Origin of the sequence: Mycobacterium lacus (genome assembly GCF_010731535.1) — a bacterium.
Taxonomy (GTDB): domain Bacteria; phylum Actinomycetota; class Actinomycetes; order Mycobacteriales; family Mycobacteriaceae; genus Mycobacterium; species Mycobacterium lacus.
The window spans coordinates 1321656-1341916 of record NZ_AP022581.1; the positions used below are offsets into that span (position 1 = coordinate 1321656).

20 protein-coding genes are annotated in these 20261 nt (G+C 67.0%); 13 read left to right on the forward strand and 7 right to left on the reverse strand.

The genetic code is table 11. The annotated features are described in order from the left end of the window. Nucleotide 1: 1 nt before the first annotated feature. Both rpe and ribD read left to right on the forward strand, forming a co-directional pair. Entirely contained in the window at nucleotides 2-700 is a 699-nt protein-coding gene (gene rpe, locus G6N24_RS06240; RefSeq protein WP_139822284.1) for a ribulose-phosphate 3-epimerase, read from the forward strand. Further along, nucleotides 697-1731: a bifunctional diaminohydroxyphosphoribosylaminopyrimidine deaminase/5-amino-6-(5-phosphoribosylamino)uracil reductase RibD gene (ribD, locus tag G6N24_RS06245; protein ID WP_085158777.1), complete on the forward strand. Its 1035-nt coding sequence runs from the start codon at nucleotides 697-699 to the stop codon at nucleotides 1729-1731. Before rpe ends, ribD begins: the two co-directional genes overlap by 4 nt. On the opposite strand, the gene G6N24_RS06250 is transcribed toward ribD, so the two are convergent. Together G6N24_RS06250 and G6N24_RS06255 are read right to left on the reverse strand one after the other, a co-directional pair. After that, complete coding sequence (locus tag G6N24_RS06250) at nucleotides 1728-3278, reverse strand: MFS transporter (RefSeq protein WP_139822285.1); 1551 nt, start codon at nucleotides 3276-3278, stop codon at nucleotides 1728-1730. The two genes, ribD and G6N24_RS06250, sit on opposite strands and share 4 nt — an antisense overlap. Before the next feature lie 5 nt (nucleotides 3279-3283). Beyond that, entirely contained in the window at nucleotides 3284-3997 is a 714-nt protein-coding gene (locus tag G6N24_RS06255) for an LppX_LprAFG lipoprotein (RefSeq protein WP_085158781.1), read from the reverse strand. A gap of 84 nt (nucleotides 3998-4081) precedes the next feature. On the opposite strand from G6N24_RS06255, the gene G6N24_RS06260 reads away from it, so the two are divergent. The 10 genes from G6N24_RS06260 to whiA all read left to right on the forward strand — a co-directional run bounded on the left by G6N24_RS06260 (nucleotide 4082) and on the right by whiA (nucleotide 14389). After that, on the forward strand, nucleotides 4082-4687 hold the full coding sequence (locus G6N24_RS06260; protein ID WP_085158783.1) for a riboflavin synthase: 606 nt from the start codon (nucleotides 4082-4084) through the stop codon (nucleotides 4685-4687). 122 nt (nucleotides 4688-4809) lie between these two features. Further along, nucleotides 4810-6087, forward strand: a complete 1278-nt coding sequence (locus G6N24_RS06265) for a bifunctional 3,4-dihydroxy-2-butanone-4-phosphate synthase/GTP cyclohydrolase II (RefSeq protein WP_085158785.1) — start codon at nucleotides 4810-4812, stop codon at nucleotides 6085-6087. A gap of 85 nt (nucleotides 6088-6172) precedes the next feature. Next, nucleotides 6173-6655 (forward strand): 6,7-dimethyl-8-ribityllumazine synthase, encoded by a 483-nt coding sequence (ribH, locus tag G6N24_RS06270; RefSeq protein WP_085158787.1) that lies wholly within the window; start codon nucleotides 6173-6175, stop codon nucleotides 6653-6655. Continuing rightward, nucleotides 6652-7116, forward strand: coding sequence for a PH domain-containing protein (locus tag G6N24_RS06275; RefSeq protein WP_085158790.1), 465 nt, complete (start codon nucleotides 6652-6654; stop codon nucleotides 7114-7116). The genes ribH and G6N24_RS06275 overlap by 4 nt, the downstream gene beginning before the upstream one ends. Nucleotides 7117-7197: 81 nt before the next feature. Next, nucleotides 7198-7674, forward strand: coding sequence for an Rv1419 family lectin (locus G6N24_RS06280; RefSeq protein ID WP_085158793.1), 477 nt, complete (start codon nucleotides 7198-7200; stop codon nucleotides 7672-7674). Between the two features lie 75 nt (nucleotides 7675-7749). After that, nucleotides 7750-7953: a hypothetical protein gene (locus G6N24_RS06285; RefSeq protein WP_139822282.1), complete on the forward strand. Its 204-nt coding sequence runs from the start codon at nucleotides 7750-7752 to the stop codon at nucleotides 7951-7953. Between the two features lie 1561 nt (nucleotides 7954-9514). Continuing rightward, nucleotides 9515-11473 (forward strand): excinuclease ABC subunit UvrC, encoded by a 1959-nt coding sequence (uvrC, locus tag G6N24_RS06290; RefSeq protein WP_085158799.1) that lies wholly within the window; start codon nucleotides 9515-9517, stop codon nucleotides 11471-11473. Next, nucleotides 11470-12354 (forward strand): RNase adapter RapZ, encoded by an 885-nt coding sequence (gene rapZ, locus G6N24_RS06295; RefSeq protein WP_085158801.1) that lies wholly within the window; start codon nucleotides 11470-11472, stop codon nucleotides 12352-12354. The genes uvrC and rapZ overlap by 4 nt, the downstream gene beginning before the upstream one ends. Then, entirely contained in the window at nucleotides 12351-13415 is a 1065-nt protein-coding gene (gene yvcK, locus G6N24_RS06300; protein WP_085158803.1) for a uridine diphosphate-N-acetylglucosamine-binding protein YvcK, read from the forward strand. The genes rapZ and yvcK overlap by 4 nt, the downstream gene beginning before the upstream one ends. Then, nucleotides 13412-14389 (forward strand): DNA-binding protein WhiA, encoded by a 978-nt coding sequence (whiA, locus tag G6N24_RS06305; RefSeq protein ID WP_139822286.1) that lies wholly within the window; start codon nucleotides 13412-13414, stop codon nucleotides 14387-14389. Before yvcK ends, whiA begins: the two co-directional genes overlap by 4 nt. Before the next feature lie 50 nt (nucleotides 14390-14439). On the opposite strand, the gene G6N24_RS06310 is transcribed toward whiA, so the two are convergent. Further along, nucleotides 14440-14877 (reverse strand): type II toxin-antitoxin system VapC family toxin, encoded by a 438-nt coding sequence (locus G6N24_RS06310; RefSeq protein WP_085158807.1) that lies wholly within the window; start codon nucleotides 14875-14877, stop codon nucleotides 14440-14442. 97 nt (nucleotides 14878-14974) lie between these two features. Here G6N24_RS06310 and G6N24_RS06315 point away from each other — a divergent pair, with 97 nt between their 5' ends. Further along, the gene (locus G6N24_RS06315) at nucleotides 14975-16363 is read left to right on the forward strand and encodes a WS/DGAT/MGAT family O-acyltransferase (protein WP_085158809.1); all 1389 of its coding nucleotides are present in this window, start codon (nucleotides 14975-14977) and stop codon (nucleotides 16361-16363) included. An 18-nt stretch (nucleotides 16364-16381) separates the two neighbouring features. Here G6N24_RS06315 and G6N24_RS06320 read toward each other — a convergent pair whose 3' ends face one another. The 4 genes from G6N24_RS06320 to G6N24_RS06335 form a co-directional block, all read right to left on the reverse strand. After that, nucleotides 16382-16519, reverse strand: coding sequence for a PE domain-containing protein (locus G6N24_RS06320; RefSeq protein WP_085158811.1), 138 nt, complete (start codon nucleotides 16517-16519; stop codon nucleotides 16382-16384). Nucleotides 16520-16596: 77 nt separating this feature from the next. Continuing rightward, nucleotides 16597-17865 carry an alpha/beta hydrolase gene (locus G6N24_RS06325; protein ID WP_085158813.1) on the reverse strand — a complete coding sequence of 423 codons (1269 nt, stop codon included), beginning with the start codon at nucleotides 17863-17865 and terminating at the stop codon, nucleotides 16597-16599. After that, nucleotides 17865-19487: an acyl-CoA ligase FadD12 gene (gene fadD12 / locus G6N24_RS06330; protein WP_085158816.1), complete on the reverse strand. Its 1623-nt coding sequence runs from the start codon at nucleotides 19485-19487 to the stop codon at nucleotides 17865-17867. Before fadD12 ends, G6N24_RS06325 begins: the two co-directional genes overlap by 1 nt. A gap of 2 nt (nucleotides 19488-19489) precedes the next feature. Further along, a complete protein-coding gene (locus tag G6N24_RS06335) occupies nucleotides 19490-20233 on the reverse strand; it encodes a lysophospholipid acyltransferase family protein (protein WP_085158839.1) in 744 nt (247 codons plus the stop codon). Between the last annotated feature and the right edge of the window lie 28 nt (nucleotides 20234-20261).

Genomic DNA, 20261 nt, shown 5'->3' on the forward strand with positions numbered 1-20261 from the left:
TCTGTCGCTCATGGCTCGCAGCACGGGGGGTCCGTTGATTGCGCCGTCGATCCTGGCCGCCGATTTCGCCCGGCTGGCCAACGAAGCGGCCGCGGTGCCGGGTGCCGACTGGTTGCACGTCGACGTGATGGACGGCCACTTCGTGCCGAACTTGACGATCGGCCTGCCGGTGGTGCAGAGCCTGCTGGCCGCCACCAGCATCCCGATGGACTGTCACCTGATGATCGACAACCCCGACCGGTGGGCACCGCCGTACGCCGAAGCGGGCGCCTACAACGTCACCTTCCACGCCGAGGCGACCGACAATCCGATCGCGGTGGCTCGCGACATCCGCGCCGCGGGTGCCAAAGCGGGGCTCAGCATCAAGCCGGGGACACCGCTGGAGCCCTATCTCGAGGTCCTGCGGCACTTCGATACTTTCCTGGTGATGTCGGTCGAGCCCGGCTTCGGTGGCCAGAGTTTCATCCCCGAGGTGCTCAGCAAGGTGCGTACCGTGCGCAAGATGGTCGATGCGGGTGAGTTGACGATCCTGGTGGAGATCGACGGCGGTATCAACGAGGACACGATCGAACAGGCCGCCGAGGCCGGTGTCGACTGTTTTGTCGCCGGATCGGCGGTCTACGGTGCGGCCGACCCGCAGGCCGCGGTGGAGGCACTCCGGCGCCAGGCCGGTGCCGCGTCAGCGCATCTACGCCCATGAACCAGCCGCAGGACCAGCCGCAGTCGGTCAACAGCGTCGATGCCGCGATGCGGCTGGCCATCGAGCAAGCCAACCGGGTCAAGGGCAGCACTTATCCGAACCCGCCGGTCGGCGCCGTGATCGTGGACCCCGACGGCCGCGTCGTTGGGGTGGGCGCCACCCAGCCCGCCGGCGGTGACCACGCCGAGGTGATGGCGCTGCGCCGGGCCGGTCGGTTAGCGGCGGGCGGCATCGCGGTGGTCACCCTCGAGCCGTGCAACCATTTCGGCAAGACGCCGCCCTGCGTGAACGCCCTCATCGAAGCCAGGGTGGGCACGGTGATCTACGCCGTCGATGACCCAAACGCGATCGCCGGCGGCGGGTCGGGACGGCTCAAAGCGGCCGGTGTGCAGGTGCGATCCGGCATCCTCGCCAACGAGGTGATGGCGGGACCGCTGCGGGAGTGGCTGCACAAGCAGCGGACCGGGTTGCCGCATGTGACGTGGAAATACGCCACCAGTATCGATGGCCGCAGCGCCGCCGCGGACGGATCCAGCCAATGGATCTCGAGCGAGGCGGCGCGCGCCGACCTGCATCGCCGCCGGGCCATCGCCGACGCGATCATCGTCGGCACCGGCACCGTTTTGGCCGACGATCCGGCCCTGACCGCCCGATTGCCCGACGGTTCGCTGGCCGAGCGCCAACCGCTGCGTGTGGTGGTGGGCATGCGTGACGTGCCGCCGGAAGCAAAAGTTCTCAACGACGATTCGCGCACCATGGTGATCCGCACCCATGAGCCCGTGGAGGTGCTCAGGGCACTGTCGGACCGCACCGACGTGATGCTGGAGGGTGGCCCCACGCTGGCGGGTGCCTTCTTGCGGGCCGGGGCGATCAACCGGATCCTGGCCTATGTCGCGCCGATCCTGCTGGGCGGCCCCGTCAGCGCGGTCGACGACGTGGGGGTGTCCAGCATCGCGCACGCGTTGCGGTGGCAGTTCGACAGCGTCGAGCAGGTGGGCCCGGATCTGCTGCTCAGCCTGGTGGCGCGCTAGGCGCTTTGAGGCGCGACGGCCTGTTGCTCGGGGACTTCCGGTTCGTCCGCATGCTCCTTGCGGCCGCTGACCAGGAGACCCAGCAGCGCTCCCGCCACACAGACGACGGCGGTGACCTTGAATATGTCGCCGTACATCAACGCGAACGCATGCACGTACATGTGTCCCTGCGCGGCCAGGCGTTCCAGCAGGGTGGCGTTGGGCGGGATCGCGGCCGACAGGCCGGCCAGGATCTGGTTGAACCGGTACAAGCCCCAGGCGCTCAGCGCGGCCACGCCGATCAGCATGCCGGTCATCCGGGCCACCACCACCGCCGCCGAGGCGATGCCGTGCTGGGCGGCCGGGACAACCCGCAGGGTGGCCGACGACAACGGCCCGATCACCAGGCCCAGTCCCAGCCCCGCGACCAGCAGGTCGGCGCGCATTGCCGGCAGGGTTACCCATCCGAAGATGTTGTGCTTTTGGTCGAGCAAGCCGACTCGCCAGTGCGAAATAAGCCAGTAGCCATACGCCGCGATGAGCAGTCCGACGAACGTCGTCGCACGGTCGCCCGCCCTGGTGGCGATCCAGCCGCCCGCCAGCGCCCCTATCGGCAGGGCGATCAGGAACCACAGCAGCAGCCCGGCCGCTTGAGTCTGGTCCATCTGCAGCACGCCCTGACCGAACAGTTCGACATCGACCAGGGTCACCATCAGCGCCGCGCCGGCCGCGACGGAAGCACCCAGCGCCGAAAGGAACGGCCGGAAGTGCACCCCGGCGGGTTCGATCAGCCGGGTGCGCGCAAAGCGCTCCCAGATCACAAAAACCACCGCGGTAACGATCGCGCCGATCACCAAGGGCAAGCCATAGCTCGGTAGCACCTGTTTGCCGTCGGGTTCGGGGTTGTACAGCCCGATGACCGCAAGCCCCAGCGCGATCGCCAGCAGCACACCACCGACGATGTCGACCTTCTCGGGATTGGCGCTGCGGTCGTGCGACGGCAGGCTGAAATGGATCATCGCCATGGCGATCAGGGTCAGCGGGACGTTGATCCAGAACACGTATTGCCACTCGCGGAACAGCCAGACGATGAAGATGCCGTACAACGGGCCCAGCACGCTGCCGAGTTCCTGTGCGGCACCGATGCCGCCCAGCACGCCGGCGCGGGTGCGCTGCGCCCACAAATCGGCGCCCAGAGCAAGCGTGACCGGCAACAGCGCGCCGCTGGCCAAACCCTGTATCGTCCGGCCGGCGATCAGCAGGTGGAAATCGCCCCAGTGCCCGGCCAGAGCGGTGACCACCGAACCCACCATGAACAGCGCCAGGCTGACCTGCAGCAGCAGCTTGCGGCCGAACCGATCGGAAGCCCGGCCCAGCAGCGGCATCGCGGCGATGTAGCCCAGCAGGTACATCGTGACGATCCAGGTGATCCGCTGCAGCTGGTTAACCGGGATGCCGACGTCATTCATGATGTCGCGCATGATGGTGACGACGACATAGGTGTCGAGGGCACCCAGCAGCACCGCGAGGCTGCCCGCGCTGATTGCGACTCGGCGTCCTGCCCGCATCGTCATCAGCTGACCTGAGGCTTGGTGACCTGGACCTGCTCGCCCCAATTCGACAAGGTCATCTGGACGGAATTGCCCGACCCCTTGTCCAACATGGCCTGCACCAGCTGGTGATCGCCGGTTTCCTGGATCCAGACGGTGGCCGGCACCGGTTGCGTCGCATTGAACGGCGGGGCAATCTGATTCACCGCCGCGGCCGAAACCTTTCCGTTGATGCGGACGGCGCTCTGGCCGTTGATGGTGTCGCGGCCCTCGGCCTTGGCGTCGGTGAAGTTCGCCAGTACGTTGGCCAGGCCGACGTCGGGGTTCAGGATCTGCGACGGGTCGTAGATATCGGCGGCCGGACCGAAATCGCTCCACTTGTTCGGGGTGAGGGTGGCAAACAGATTTCCGTCGGCGACCACGAAGTCGGCATCGATATCGGACCCACCGAGCGTGATCGTGGCGTTTCCTTTCGCCGCGGTGTTCGGCGTCGTGGTCAGGTCACCGGTCAGCGTCTTGAGGGACAACCCCGGAATCTTGCCTTTCACCGTCAACACCAGGTGCGCACTCTTGACGTTCTTGGTGGCATCGGTGGCCTGCTTGACCAGAGTCGCCGCGTCGGGGAGTGGGCCGCCGCTCTGCTTGGAGCCCGACGAGCAGCCGGCAACCAGGGAGGCGGCGATGCCCAGGGCGGCGAGGACGGCGAAGAGACGGCAGTGACGTCCGGGGGTCTGCATACCCTGCATCGTAGAGGGTGCCCGGGAGCGCGTCGGGGAACGAGTGGGGTGCGGGTTCTCGGGACTAGTCATTAACCTGGTCCGATGTTCACCGGAATTGTCGAGGAACTCGGAGAGGTGACCGAAAGGGACGCCCTCGCCGACGCCGCGCGCCTGATCATCCGCGGCCCCACCGTGACCGCCGATGCGGGCCACGGGGATTCGATTGCCGTCAACGGCGTGTGCCTGACCGTCGTCGAGGTGCTGCCCGACGGCCGATTCAGCGCCGATGTCATGGCCGAGACGCTGAACCGTTCCAACCTGGGCGCATTGCGGCCCGGCAGCCGGGTGAACCTGGAGCGCGCGGCAGCGCTGAACAGCCGGCTCGGCGGGCACATCGTGCAGGGGCATGTGGACGGCACCGGCGAGGTCGTGGCGCGCACCCCGGCGGAGCATTGGGAGGTGGTGCGGATCGAGATGCCGGCGGCGGTGGCGCGTTATGTCGTCGAGAAGGGGTCGATCACCGTCGACGGGATTTCCCTGACGGTCTCCGGGCTGGGCGCCGAACCCCGCGACTGGTTCGAGGTGTCGCTGATCCCCACGACCCGGGAGCTGACCACGTTGGGTTCGGCCCCGGTGGGAACGCGGGTCAACCTCGAGGTCGATGTGATCGCGAAGTATGTGGAACGGCTGCTGCAGAGGGCCGAATGACCCGCCTGGCGGGCGCCTCCCGTTGCTGAGCAGAGCCAATGCCCGCGGCGGCCCGGTGGTTCATACTGTAGGCAAACGCGCCGGCTTTGCGTGTGAGCCGGTCTGACAGCAAGGTAGCAACGATGACGAGACTGGACTCCGTCGAACGGGCGGTTGCCGACATTGCGGCGGGCAAGGCCGTCGTCGTCATCGATGACGAGGATCGGGAGAACGAGGGCGACCTGATCTTCGCCGCCGAAAAGGCGACACCGGAGCTGGTGGCCTTCATGGTCCGGTACACGTCGGGCTATCTCTGCGTGCCGCTGGACGGCGCGATTTGCGACCGGCTGGGCTTGTTGCCGATGTACGCGGTGAACCAGGACAAGCACGGGACCGCCTACACCGTCACGGTCGATGCGAGAAACGGCGTCGGAACAGGGATTTCGGCCTCCGACCGAGCCACCACGATGCGGTTGTTGGCCGATCCGTCCAGCATTGCCGACGATTTCACCCGCCCCGGCCACGTGGTTCCGCTGCGGGCCAAGGATGGCGGCGTGTTGCGGCGGCCCGGCCACACGGAGGCCGCGGTCGATCTGGCCCGGATGGCGGGGCTGCAACCCGCGGGCGCGATCTGCGAGATCGTCAGCCAAAAGGACGAGGGCTCGATGGCCCAGACCGACGAATTGCGGGTCTTCGCCGACGAGCACGGCCTTGCGCTGATCACGATTGCCGACCTGATCGAATGGCGCCGCAAGCACGAGAAGCACATCGAGCGCGTCGCCGAGGCGAGGATCCCGACTCGCCACGGCGAGTTTCGCGCGATCGGCTACACCAGCATCTACGAGGACGTCGAGCATGTCGCGCTGGTGCGCGGCGAGATCGCCGGGCCCAACGCCGACGGCGACGACGTGCTGGTCCGGGTGCACTCGGAGTGCCTGACCGGTGACGTGTTCGGCTCCCGCCGGTGTGATTGCGGTCCTCAGCTGGACGCCGCGATGGCGATGGTCGCGCGCGAGGGGCGGGGCGTCGTGCTGTACATGCGCGGCCACGAGGGCCGCGGCATCGGCCTGATGCACAAACTGCAGGCCTACCAGTTGCAGGACGCCGGCGCCGATACCGTGGATGCCAACCTCAGGCTCGGATTGCCGGCCGACGCAAGGGATTACGGCATAGGTGCCCAGATTCTCGTCGACCTCGGGGTCCGTTCGATGCGGCTGCTGACCAATAACCCGGCCAAGCGGGTCGGGCTGGATGGGTACGGGCTGCACATCATCGAGCGGGTGCCGCTGCCGGTGCGGGCCAACGCGGAGAACATTCGCTATTTGATGACCAAGCGCGACAAGATGGGCCACGACCTGGCCGGCCTGGACGATTTTCACGAATCCGTCCACCTGCCGGGTGAATTCGGCGGTGCTTTGTGAGCGGCGGCGCCGGGGGCGATGCGGTGGGGGCACCGCCCGCTTGCGGGAGAGTGGGGGTACCTCCCACGTGTGGGGGACGGCGCAAATGAGCGGTGGCGCCGGTGTGCCGGACATGCCGGCGATCGACGCGTCCGGTGTGCGGCTCGGTATCGTCGCCAGCACCTGGCACAGCGAGATCTGCGACGCGCTGCTGGACGGCGCGCGGAAGGTGGCCGCCGAGTCCGGTATTGACAACCCGACGGTGGTACGGGTGCTCGGCGCCATCGAGATTCCGGTGGTGACCCAGGAGTTGGCCCGCAACCATGATGCCGTTGTTGCGCTGGGTGTCGTGATACGCGGGCAGACACCGCATTTCGACTACGTGTGCGATGCGGTAACCCAAGGCTTGACTCGGGTCTCACTGGACGCCTCGATACCGGTGGGCAACGGGGTGCTGACCACCGACACCGAGGAGCAGGCGCTGGATCGCGCTGGGCTTCCGACGTCGGCCGAGGACAAGGGCGCCCAGGCGACGGCGGCCGCCCTGACCACCGCGCTGACCCTACGCGACCTGCGCGCTCGGTCGTGACTGTCAAATCGGACCGGGGCGACTGGGATGTCGTGCTGCGTTCCCGCCGGACGCCGTTATGTGCTTACGCCGCAGCGTTCCTAATCGCGGCGGCACATATCACGGTGGGCTTGCTCCTCAAGATCAAGTCCAGCGGGGTGATCTTCCAGGCCGCGGATCAGGTGGCGTTCGCGGCGCTGGGTCTGATATTCGCTGGCGCCGTGCTGTTGTTCACCAGGCCTCGACTACGGGTGGGCGCTGCCGGGCTTTCGGTGCGTAATCTGTTGGACGACAAGCTCGTTCCGTGGTCCGATGTGGTCGGCGTGTCGTTTCCGTCGGGCAGCCGGTGGGCACGGATCGAGCTGCCCGGCGACGAGTACATCCCGTTGTTGGCGATCCAGGCCGTCGACAAGGAGCACGCCGTGCGGGCCATGGACACCGTGCGCTCGCTGCTGGCCCGTTATCGGCCGGACCTGCGCTGATCGACGCTATGATTGCCGACGGCAGTCGACCGCGCCGCATGTGGTGCGTGCGGTCGACCCCGATGAGAGGATGCAGCTGGAATGGATGAATCGCGGTTGCTGGGCGGTGTTCGCCGGGCCCTTGTCATGGTCGTCGCAGTGTTCGGTGTCGCGGTGCTCAGCGCTGGCGCGGCCAGTGCCGACGGCCCGGTCCAGTTGAAGAGCCGATTGGGCGATGTTTGTCTGGACGCCCCCAGTGGGAGCTGGTTTGCCCCGCTGGTGATCAACCCCTGCAATGGGACGGACTTTCAGCGGTGGAACCTCACCGGTGACGGTCAGATCGAGAGCGTGGCCTTCCCCACGGAGTGCGTGAACGTGCCAGGTGACGGCATCTGGGCGCGCCTGCAGCCTTGTATCAATTGGATCAGCCAGAAGTGGGCCATCCAGCCCAACGGCCTGGTTACGAGTGATCTTGGTGGCTGCCTGGCCGTTCTTGGCGGCCCGGGTCCCGGGACTTGGGTGTCCACCCGCTGGTGCAGCCCCGGAGCGCCCGACCAACAGTGGGATAGCGTTCCGTGACCGGGCACGGTGTCGGGTAGTCACGGTCCCTTCTTTGGAGTGGCCTTCCCCGGGGCTTGCTTGACGGTGGGCGCAGTGAACAGTTGGTTGGCGACCGTCATCCCCTGTCAAATGAACGGGCTCAACCAGCATTGGAGTATCCAGCCCAACGGCCAGGTTGCCGATAGCCTCGGTACCTGCCTCCACATCCTCAACGGTGTGACGGACCCCGGGACGCAGGTGATCGGCTTGAATTGCGCCTTCGGTGGAGTCGACGAGGAGTGGGATCGCCTTGCGTGAGCCTAAGCTCCGAGATCGATAGGCCCTGTCTGCTCGGCTACATTGACAGGTGTTTTGCCTCCCGTGTGGGCAGCAGGGTCAGCGCGGAGCGGGAGCTCATCCCCGCGGCCCGACGCCAACCGGCCCACCGGCGGCTGCGACCTAGCACGAAGATTCCGCTCGCCATGGTTAGGACAGCGACCATGGTCAGGCACGCCCCCGCGGAGGGCGGCCAAGAGCGACATAGCGCGGTGATGGTGAATGTGGTGATCAGTGACAAAGCAACCGCAAATGCTCCACGAATGAGGTGGCCCCGCGCGGCATAGATCATCGCTGCAAGCGTGAGGCCTATTGACCCCGCCAAGACGCTTACACTGGCGTGACTCGATGTTGTGTTGGCCGTCGGAATTGAATCCATCGTGACTAGCGCGGCAAAGGTGAAGCCGCAACACAGGAACGTCGGGAATGCGGGGTGCTCGAGCCGACGATCCAATTCGGCAGGATCGGAGCCGCGCAGCGCCCCCCAGGTTGTCAGCATATTCACGACCAGATACGCCAGAATTGCTGACATGGCTACAAAAAAACCGGCATGCCAGGCTCCGGCGACGGTGAAGTGATGGGGTCGTCCCGGCGTTATCCACCACGTCGGAGGTGGTGTTGGGTCGGCCCACCACTGGTATTGGACCCAACTCGACAGCGCCGCAGCAATGACCGTCGCGGCCAACGCCGGCAGGCGCGACGGCCTGTTTGCGTCTGGTCCGTGCTGTCCTCGCCCGAGCGTCAACAAGGCGGCGGTTAGTAGCGGCAGCAATAGTGTGTCACCGAGCGAATAAGACCGGTGATACGGCCACGTCAACACATTGGGCGGCCAGGGCAACAGCAGCCACATGCCGATGAGGACCCCGGGCCCAAGAATCAGGACCGACATCGCTGCCACGGCGGGGACAACGACCGAGTATTGCCGGCGCCGATGGGAACGAATCAGCGGGCGATCACCATTGTCCCTGCGACTACTGCAAAATTGCGACATCTTCGATGATTGCCCCTGCGGGGCAGCCAAGGCGGGCGCGCTCATGTCGCCAATAGCTGTGGCGGTGGCGTTCCAATCCGATGCGCCCGCAGCTCCCCGGACAGATATGCGCGGGTACGTCGCCGAGCGTCTTCGCCGCGTTGACGTAGGCGCCGCTGAACGGCTGCCGAAGCCCGGTACGACTGCAGGCAGATCACTGCCGCATTCGATGCAGTGGCCAAGATCGTCAACTCCCTTCGGAAGGCCAACCCAGCCCAGCTGCACACGCTGGGCACCATGGCCCTTCGCAAATCTGCTCTCCAACTGTTGCAGATAGAATTAGTAGTCGTCAACTACGATATTCTTAGTCAATTATCAACAGGGGGAATGTCCTCATTTCGCCCGGCTGCGGAATGCGCCCGACCCTTTTCGGTGGACATGGGCTCAAGCAGGACGGTCAAAGCGGCTAAGCCGCGCCGGCCACCAGCGGCCACGGAACCCCGCGTGACCCGCTGCCGATGCCGACGAGCCCGGCTTTCTGAGCGCCCTTCCTGCGACTACTAGCCTGGATACGTGCCAGATCCCGCCACATATCGCCCCGCGGCCGGGTCCATCCCGGTCGAGCCGGGCGTGTACCGATTCCGCGATCCGCACGGGCGAGTCATCTACGTGGGCAAGGCCAAGAGCCTGCGCAGCCGGCTGACGTCGTACTTCGCCGACGTCGCCGGCTTGCCGGCGCGCACCCGGCAGATGGTGACCACCGCGGCCAAGGTCGAGTGGACGGTGGTCAACACCGAGGTCGAGGCGCTGCAGCTGGAGTACAACTGGATCAAGGAGTTCGATCCGCGGTTCAACGTCCGTTACCGCGACGACAAGTCCTATCCGGTGCTGGCCGTCACCCTCAACGAGGAGTTTCCCCGGCTCATGGTCTATCGGGGTCCGCGGCGCAAGGGCGTGCGCTATTTCGGGCCGTACTCGCACGCATGGGCGATCCGGGAAACGCTGGATCTGCTCACCAGGGTGTTTCCGGCCCGAACGTGTTCGGCGGGAGTGTTCAAGCGGCACAAGCAGATCGATCGTCCCTGCCTGCTCGGCTATATCGACAAATGTTCGGCTCCGTGTGTCGGCAGGGTCAGCGCCGAGCAGCATCGCCAGATCGTGACGGACTTCTGCGACTTCCTGTCCGGCAAGACCGACCGGTTCGCCCGCGACCTGGAACAGCAGATGAATGTGGCCGCGGAGCAACTCGATTTCGAACGAGCCGCACGGCTTCGTGACGACCTGTCCGCGCTGAAACGGGCCATGGAAAAGCAGGCCGTGGTGCTCGGCGACGGTACCGACGCCGACGTGGTGGCATTCGCCGACGACGAACTCGAAGCGGCGGTACAGGTGTTCCACGTCCGTGGCGGCCGGGTGCGTGGGCAGCGCGGCTGGATCGTCGAAAAACCCGGGGATCCAGGCGAATCCGGGCCAAGAGAATCTGACACAGAGCAACTCGTCGAGCAGTTCCTGACGCAGTTTTACGGCGAGCAGGCCGAGCTGGGCCTTCAAAGCGGCCAAGCCGCCGACGAATCCGTCAACCCGGTTCCGCGCGAGGTGTTGGTGCCGTGTCTGCCGTCCAACGCCGACGAGTTGGCCAGCTGGCTGTCCGGGCTGCGCGGCTCCCGGGTCGCGCTGCGGGTGCCGCGCCGCGGCGACAAGCGGGCGCTGGCCGAAACCGTGCAGCGCAACGCGAAAGAGGCGCTGCAGCAACACAAGCTGAAGCGTGCCGGCGACTTCAACGCCAGATCGGCTGCGTTGCAAAATATTCAGGAAGCCCTGGGGTTGCTCGAGGCGCCGCTACGGATCGAGTGTGTTGATGTTAGCCACGTCCAGGGCACCGACGTGGTGGGCTCCCTGGTGGTCTTCGAGGACGCCCTGCCGCGCAAATCCGACTACCGCCACTTCGGCATCCGGGAGGCTGCCGGGGAGGGGCGCTCCGACGACGTCGCCTCCATTGCGGAGGTGACCCGGCGCCGGTTCCTGCGGCACCTGAACGACTCGAATATTGGTTCCCCGGAAGGAAAATCACGCCGATTTGCCTATCCGCCGAATCTGTACGTCGTCGATGGCGGCGCGCCGCAGGTCAATGCGGCCAGCGCCGTGCTCGAGGAGCTCGGTATTACCGACGTCGCGGTGATCGGCCTGGCCAAGCGACTGGAAGAGGTGTGGGTGCCGTCCGAACCGGACCCGATCATCATGCCGCGCAACAGCGAGGGACTTTATCTGCTGCAGCGGGTGCGTGACGAGGCGCACCGCTTCGCCATCACTTATCACCGCAGCAAGCGATCCAAGCGAATGACCGCATCGGCGCTGGATTCGGTGTCCGGGTTGGGTGAGCATCGCCGCAAGGCGCTGGTCGCGCACTTCGGATCGATAGCCCGCCTCAAGGAGGCCACCGTCGACCAGATCACCGCCGTTCCGGGCATTGGTGTGGCTACGGCCACTGCCGTCCTCGAGGCGCTGCGACCCGAATCTGGAGCCGCGGAATGACCGCGGAGGATGTCTCGGCCGGGATCGACGTCGTCCTGGTGACCGGGCTGTCCGGGGCCGGCCGGGGCACGGCGGCCAAGGTGCTCGAGGACCTCGGCTGGTATGTCGCCGACAACCTGCCTCCCCAGCTGATCACGCGGATGGTGGACTTCGGGCTGGCGGCCGGGTCACGGATCACCCAGCTGGCGGTGGTGATGGACGTGCGATCGCGCGGATTCACCGGCGACCTCGACTCGGTGCGCACCGAACTGGCCACCCGCAACATCACCCCGCGCGTGGTGTTCATGGAGGCGTCCGACGACATGTTGGTGCGCCGCTACGAACAGAATCGCCGCAGCCATCCGCTGCAGGGCGAGCAGACCTTGGCCGAGGGCATCGCCGCCGAGCGCCGGATGCTGGCCCCGGTTCGCGCCACCGCCGACCTGATCATCGACACGTCCACGCTGTCGGTGCGGGGCCTGAGGGAAAGCATCGAGCGCGCCTTCGGCGGCGACGGCACCGCGACCACCAGCGTCACCGTCGAGTCCTTTGGTTTCAAGTACGGCCTGCCGATGGACGCCGACATGGTCATGGACGTTCGGTTTCTGCCCAACCCGCACTGGGTCGACGAGTTGCGTCCGCTTACCGGCCAAGATCCCGCGGTGGCCGACTACGTGCTGAGCCAGCCCGGCGCGGCCGGATTCCTCGAGACTTACCATCGGTTGCTATCCCTGGTTGTCGACGGCTATCGCCGGGAGGGCAAGCGTTACATGACGATCGCCATTGGCTGCACCGGCGGCAAGCATCGCAGCGTCGCGATCGCGGAAGCCTTGATGGGGCTGCTGCGGTCCGATCTGCAGCTGTCGGTGCGGGTGCTGCACCGTGATCTGGGTCGCGAATGAGCCACAACATCGTTGCTCTCGGCGGCGGACACGGCTTGTACGCAACGCTGTCGGCGGCCCGCCGGCTGACCCCCCACGTCACCGCTGTGGTGACCGTCGCCGATGACGGTGGCTCCTCGGGCCGGCTGCGCAGCGAACTGGGCGTGGTGCCGCCGGGTGACTTGCGAATGGCCTTGGCGGCGTTAGCATCCGACAGCCCGTACGGACGGCTGTGGGCGACCATCGTGCAGCACCGATTCGGTGGCAGCGGTGCCCTGGCGGGGCATCCGATCGGCAACCTGATGCTGGCCGGTCTCAATGAGGTGCTGGCCGATCCGGTCGCCGCCCTCGACGAGCTCGGACGCATCCTCGGCGTCAAGGGCAGGGTGCTGCCGATGTGCCCGATCGCGCTGCAGATCGAGGCCGACGTGTCCGGCCTGGAGGCCGACCCGCGAATGTTCCGGCTGATCCGCGGTCAGGTGGCGGTCGCGACCACACCCGGCAAGGTGCGGCGGGTGCGGCTGCTGCCCCCCGACCCGCCCGCCACCCGGCAGGCCGTCGACGCCATCATGGCCGCCGACCTGGTGGTCCTGGGACCCGGATCGTGGTTCACCAGCGTGATCCCGCACGTCCTGGTGCCGGGCCTGGCCGCGGCGCTGCGGGCCACCACGGCCCGCCGTGCCCTGGTGCTCAACCTGGTTGCCGAGCCGGGGGAAACGGCCGGTTTCTCGGTGGAGCGTCACCTACACGTGCTGGCCCAACACGCGCCCGGATTCACCGTCCACGACATCATCATCGACGCCGAACGGGTGCCGAGTGAACGCGAGCGGGAGCACCTGCGCCGCACCGCAACACTGCTGCAGGCCCGGGTCCACTTCGCCGACGTGGCCCGACCTGGTACACCTTTACATGACCCAGGCAAGCTGGCGGCGGCGCTGGACGGGGTGCGGGTGGGCAACAAGGACCGTGCGGTGGCCACGACGACGTCCACCGAGGAGATCCCGATCGATGGTGAACGTCCACAGACCGGCTTGAATGGACCGGCTGACAACGGACCGAGGGGTGACGAAGCGTGGCGATGACGACCGACGTCAAGGACGAGCTGAGCCGCCTCGTAGTGAAATCGGTCAGCGCGCGGCGCGCGGAGGTGACGTCCCTGCTGAGGTTCGCCGGTGGGCTGCACATCGTGGGCGGCCGGGTGGTCGTCGAGGCCGAGGTGGATTTGGGCAGCATCGCACGCCGGCTGCGCAAGGACATCTTCGAGCTGTACGGCTACAACGCGGTGGTGCATGTGTTGTCGGCCAGCGGGATTCGCAAGAGCACCCGATACGTGCTGCGGGTGGCCAACGACGGAGAGGCGCTGGCCCGTCAGACCGGGCTGCTCGACATGCGCGGGCGCCCGGTGCGCGGCCTGCCCGCCCAGGTCGTCGGCGGCAGCATCGCCGATGCCGAAGCCGCTTGGCGGGGAGCGTTTTTGGCGCACGGATCGCTTACCGAGCCAGGGCGCTCGTCGGCGTTGGAGGTCAGTTGCCCGGGCCCGGAGGCAGCGCTGGCGCTGGTGGGCGCGGCCCGCCGGCTCGGGGTCAGCGCCAAGGCCCGCGAGGTGCGCGGTGCCGATCGCGTGGTGGTGCGCGACGGTGAGGCGATCGGCGCACTGCTGACCCGCATGGGCGCCCAGGACACCCGGCTGGTCTGGGAGGAGCGCCGGATGCGTCGCGAGGTGCGGGCGACCGCCAACCGGCTCGCCAATTTCGACGACGCCAACCTGCGTCGCTCGGCACGGGCCGCGGTCGCCGCGGCCGCGCGAGTGGAGCGCGCACTGGAAATACTCGGCGATACCGTGCCCGATCATCTGGCCGCGGCCGGCAAGCTGCGTGTCGAGCACCGGCAGGCGTCGCTGGAGGAGCTGGGTCGGCTCGCCGACCCACCGATGACCAAAGACGCTGTGGCAGGCCGGATTCGGCGGTTGTTGTCGATGGCCGATCGCAAGGCGAAGGCGGAAGGCATCCCCGACACCGAATCGGCGGTGACGCCGGATCTGCTGGAAGACGCCTAACGGCGATGCGTGCCGCGAAGGTCTCGGTGGTGCGGCGGCGTCGCGCTCGGTCAGTGGTTTGACGTGATCGGATCCCACACGCGTGAGAAGCCGAAGTCGGTGAAGTCGTTGATGTTTCGAGTGGCGAACTCGTCGACACCGTGGTGGCGCAACGCCAATGCCAGCCGGGTTTCGAATGGGCGCCGGCGAGGAATTCCAGGGGTGGCCGCCAGCACCCACACTTCGTTCATCACCGGGGCGTTCTCGATGATCGCCCACCGCGGGTTACGGCGGAACGTCTGGCAGACCTCTGCCGCCTCGGGGCCATCGAGTGGTCGCGTCAGCACCGCTGGGTTCCGCAGCAATTGATACAGCTCCGTAAGCACGAGCTCACAGACCGCGACGTCGGTGCGGCCGGCGCAGTCAACGAGGAACGCGGTGGCGGCGTCGTTTTCGGGACAATCCTGGTTTTGGGCATACAGCAGCACGTTGGTATCGATCGAGGACACGGGGCGGCTCACGCCTCGTTAGCGAGTTCGCGCCAGGCGTCTTCGGACACACGAAACGGAACTGGCCGCGGCGGGCACAGAAGGCTACGGTCGTGGGATGAAGCGGCTGTCGAGTGTTGATGCGGCGTTTTGGTCTGCCGAAACCGCCGGCTGGCATATGCATGTGGGTGCACTGGCGATCTGCGATCCCAGCGACGCTCCCGACTACAGCTTTCAGCGACTCCGCGAACTGATCGCCGAGCGACTGCCGGAGTTGCCGCAGCTGCGGTGGCGGGTGATCGGTGCCCCGCTCGGGCTGGACCGGCCGTGGTTCGTCGAGGACGAGGATCTGGACATCGACTTCCATGTCCGTCGCATCGGCGTGCCCGCTCCCGGCGGGCGGCGCGAGCTCGAGGAGCTCGTGGGCCGGCTGATGTCCTACAAGCTTGATCGCTCCCGGCCACTGTGGGAGCTATGGGTCATCGAGGGTGTCGAGGGCGGCCACATCGCGACGCTGACCAAGATGCATCACGCCATCGTCGACGGGGTCTCCGGCGCCGGGCTTGGCGAAATCCTTTTGGACGTCACGCCCCAACCGCGACCGCCGCAAGAGGAGACGGTGGGATCGCTGGTGGGATTCCAGCTGCCTGGCCTGGAGAAGCGCGCGGTGAGCGCACTGATCAACGTGGGAATCATGACGCCGTTCCGCATCGCCAGACTGCTGGAACAGACCGTGCGTCAACAGATCGCCGTTCTCGGGATCCGCAGCAAGCCGCCGCGATACTTCGACGCGCCCAAGACCCGCTTCAACGCGCCCGTGTCGCCGCACCGGCGCATTACCGGCGCCCGTGTCGAACTGGCCCGGGCCAAGGCCGTCAAGGATGCCTTTGGCGTCAAGCTCAACGACGTCGTGCTCGCGCTGGTGGCCGGCGCGGCCCGGGAATACTTGCAGAAGCGCGACGAGCTGCCGGCCAAGCCGCTGATCGCGCAGATCCCCGTCTCAACCCGCACGGACGAGACGAAGTCCGAAGTCGGGAACCAGGTCAGCTCGATGACCGCGTCCCTTGCAACACATATCGCAGGCCCCGCCGAGCGGCTCGAGGCGATCCACGAGAGCACCCAGAGCGCCAAGGAAATGGCCAAAGCGCTGTCGGCGCATCAGATCATGGGGCTTACCGAGACCACGCCACCCGGCCTGCTGCAGCTGGCCGCCCGCGCCTATACCGCAACTGGGCTGTCGCACAACCTGGCCCCCATCAACCTCGTCGTGTCCAACGTTCCGGGTCCGCCTTTCCCGCTGTACATGGCGGGCGCCAAACTGGATTCGCTGGTCCCCTTAGGGCCGCCGGTCATGGACGTGGCCCTGAATGTCACGTGCTTCTCGTACCAGGACTATCTGGACTTCGGATTTGTGACCACACCCGAAGTGGCCAACGACATCGACGAGATGGCCGATGCCATCGAGCCGGCACTGGCCGAACTGGAGCGCGCCGCGGAATCCTTGTAGGCGCACCCGGATTGGCGCTTAGTCGGCACCCGCCGTCGGCACCCCGGTGGTGGCCGTTGCCGCCGCCTTGCTGGCCGCGGTCAGCGCCGACCCGATGCTGACCAAATCCGTTGCCGTCGCCGCAAACGCTTCCGGTGCCGCTAATACAAAAGGCATCGCTGACCTCCTCAGGCCGGACCGATCACCGCGCACCAAGACGCTACAACTGTCGTGGCCGGATGATGCCGAAATGGCTAATCGGGCGGGCGGCTGGTCACGTAGACCCAGGACAAGAACCGGGCCACGGCCTCGGCGGCTTGATGCGCCCGCGACGAGCCGAAGATATCGAACGCGTGTTGGGCGTTGGGCAGGCCGGCGTATACGACCGGAGACTTGGACACCGCCCTCAGTTGGTCGACGAACTCCCGGGCTTCGGCGACCGGAATGAGGGAGTCGTCGTGACCGTGCAGCACAAAGAACGGTGGTGCGTCGGCGTGTACACGCGTGATGGGAGAGGCGTCGACGTAGATGTGCCGGTGGGTGCTGAATTTCCGTTTGACGACCAGCTTTTCGAGCAGACCGACGAACTCGCGACGCCCCTCGCCCTCGGTGGAAAACCAGTCGTAGCGCCCGTATATCGGGACGGCGGCCACCACCGACGTGTCGGCTTCTTCGAAGCCCGGCTGAAACATGGGGTCGCCCGGGGTCAGCGCCGCCAAGGCGGACAGGTGGCCGCCGGCGGACCCGCCGCTGATCGCGACGAAGTTCGGGTCCCCGCCATAGGCCGCGATGTTGTCCTTGACCCAGGCCAGCGCGCGTTTGACGTCGACGATGTGGTCGGGCCACGTGTGCCACGGGGAGACGCGGTAGTTCAGCGATACGCACACCCAGCCGCGCGAAACCAGGTGGCTCATCAAGGGATACGCCTGCGGGCGGCGCCACCCAAGCACCCACGCGCCGCCGGGCACCTGCACCAGCACCGGCGCCCTGCCGTCGCGAGGCTGGTCGCGTCGCCGCCAGATGTCGGCCAGGTTGGCGCGCCCATGCGGGCCGTAGCGCACGATGTTGGTCTTCTCGACGTAGCGCCGGCGCGCCACGGTGGTGCGCAACGGGAGATTGCGCCGGTCAATGCCGTTCCGGCGGGTCGGTTGCGTCGGCAGGGCGGCAAGCTCCTTGGCGTAGTCGGCTCCGAGTCCTTCGCTGAGCCCCGCTTCCAGCACCGGGCCCGGGGTGGTGACGCCGCGGTAGCGGATCACCCCAAGGATCGCCCAGGACGCGGCCGTCAGGGCTAGTGCCGCCTTTCCCTTCGGCCCGGCGAAGTCGCCGCGTCGGCCACGGCGCACGGCGTCCAGGATCGAGGCGGTCAAGTAGATACCCGGCACCTCCGACGTCGGCCAGCCGAACCAGAACACCAAGACCGTGCTGTAGCCCTTGCGCACGAGCGGGCGTAATCCGTTGGCCGCGTTGAGTAATTCGACTGCTCCGCGCACCAGTGGCCGGGGGCGCCGCCGCAGCGGCCGCATCAGCCGCTCACCCGTGATTGCAGTTCGGCGCGCAGGATCTTGCCGGTGCTGCCGCGCGGAAGCTCGTCGAGGATGGCGATGTCGCGGGGCACCTTGTAGTTGGCCAGGTTCTCGCGGACGTGTTGCTTGAGGGTCTCCGGCGTGGCCAACCCACCGGGCTCGAGCACCACGAAGGCCGCCAGCCGCTGGCCGTACTGCTCGTCGTCCACGCCGATCACCGCGGCCTCCGCCACCTCGGGGTGCGCCGCCAGCGTCTTCTCCACTTCGATCGGGTATATGTTCTCGCCGCCGGAGACGATCATCTCGTCGTCGCGGCCGACGACGAACAGCCGCCCGTTTTCGTCGAGGTAACCGACGTCGCCCGAGCGCATGAAGCCGGCGTGGAAATCCTTTGAGGTGCCGGACGTATAGCCATCGAATTGGCTGTCGTTGCGTACGTATATGCCGCCGACCTCGCCGACGGGCACTTCGTTGAATTCCGAGTCCAGGATGCGGATTTCGGTTCCGTCCGCGGGTCGGCCCGCGGTGTCGGGCGCGACGCGCAGGTCCGCCGGCGTGGCGGTGGCGATCATGCCGGCCTCGGTGGCGTTGTAGTTGTTGTAGATCACGTCCCCGAACCGGTCCATGAACGCGATGACGACGTCGGGCCGCATCCGCGAACCGGATGCCGCGGCGAAGCGCAACGTCCGGCCGCTGTATCGGTCACGGACCTCGGCGGGCAGCTCCATGATCCGGTCGAACATCACCGGCACGACCGCCAGGCCCGTCGCCCGGTGGCGGTCGATGAGGTCCAGCGTCGCCTCCGGGTCGAATTTGCGCCGCGTGACCACCGTGCAGGCCATCGACGCGGCGAGCACCAATTGGGAAAAGCCCCACGCGTGAAACATCGGCGCCACGATCACGACGGGCTCCTCGGCCCGCCACGGGGTGCGGTCCAGGATCCCCTTGAGCGTGCCAACTCCACCGCCAGAGTGCTTGGCGCCCTTGGGTGTTCCGGTGGTGCCCGACGTCAGCAGGATCAGCCTGCCCTTGCGGCCGGTGCGCTCGGGCCGCAACCCGGTGTGCGCGGCGATGAGTTTCGCGACCGTCAGGTCGTGCTCTCCGCCGGCCCACGCGACGATGCGGGTGGCGTCCGGTTTCTCCGCCAATGCGGCGTCCACCGTCGCGGTGAATTCCTCGTCGTAGATGACGGTGTCGACGTTTTCCCGGGTCACCACGTCGGCGAGTGCCGGGCCGGCGAACGAGGTGTTGAGTAACAAGACGTCGGCGCCAATCCGGTTGGCGGCCAACAGCGCCTCGACGAACCCGCGATGATTGCGGCACATGATGCCGACGACCCTGGGTGTGCTGCGCGGCAAGGCCTGCAGCGCGGAGGCCAGTGCGTTGCCGTGCTCGTCGAGCTGCCGCCAGGTCAGCGTGCCCAGTTCGTCGATCAGGCCCGGCCGGTCCGGGCAGCGCTGCGCCGCACCGGAGAAGCCGGAGGTGAATCCCATGCCTTCGCGGCGCATGGCGGCGGCGATCCTCAGGTAGCGGTCGGGACGCATGGGCGCGATCAGGCCTGCGCGCCGCATGGTGGCGATCAGTCCGAGGGTCGCCTTGATGCGAGAAGCCTGAGATGTCATCTTCAGCCCAGAATCGGGAATCGGCGCTGGGCGGCGAGCTCGTTGAGGGCCCGCTGCATGATCGACCGCACGTGCTCGTCGACCTCGTCGACGTCGGGATCGTCGCCGAATCGCTTGGCGATATCGATCGGTTCCAGCACCCGCGTGACGATCTTGGTGGGCAACGGGAGGTTGGGCGGGATCGCGGCGCTCAACCCGAACGGGAAGCCGAACGAGAGCGGCAGGATGTCGCTGCGCAGCAGGCGCTTGAGTCCCAGGCGCTGGGCCAGCCAGGTGCCGCGGGACAGGTAGAGCTGGGTCTCCTGCCCACCGATGGACACCGCGGGCACGATGGGCACGCCGGCTTCGATCGCCGTGCCGACGTATCCCTTGCGGCCGTTGAAGTCGATGACGTTCTCCGCTGCCGTGGGCCGGTACGCGTCGTAATCGCCGCCGGGAAAGACGATCACCACACCGCCGGACCGCAACGCCGCGGCCGCGTTCTCGCGGTTGGCCCGGATGTAGCCGGTCCGCCTGAAGAACGATCCGGTCACGCCCATGAAGAGGATGTCGTGGCTGAGGGTATAGACCGGTCGGTCGTAGCCGAATTTCTCGTAGAAGTCGACGGTGAAGATCGGAACATCCATCGGGAACATGCCGCCGGAGTGGTTGGCGACGACAAGCGCTCCGCCGGGCGGGAAGGAGTCCAGGCCGCGCACCTCGGACCGGAAGTAGGTCTTCAAGATTGGCCGCATCACTCCGACCATGCGTGCGGTCAACCCAGGGTCGAACTTG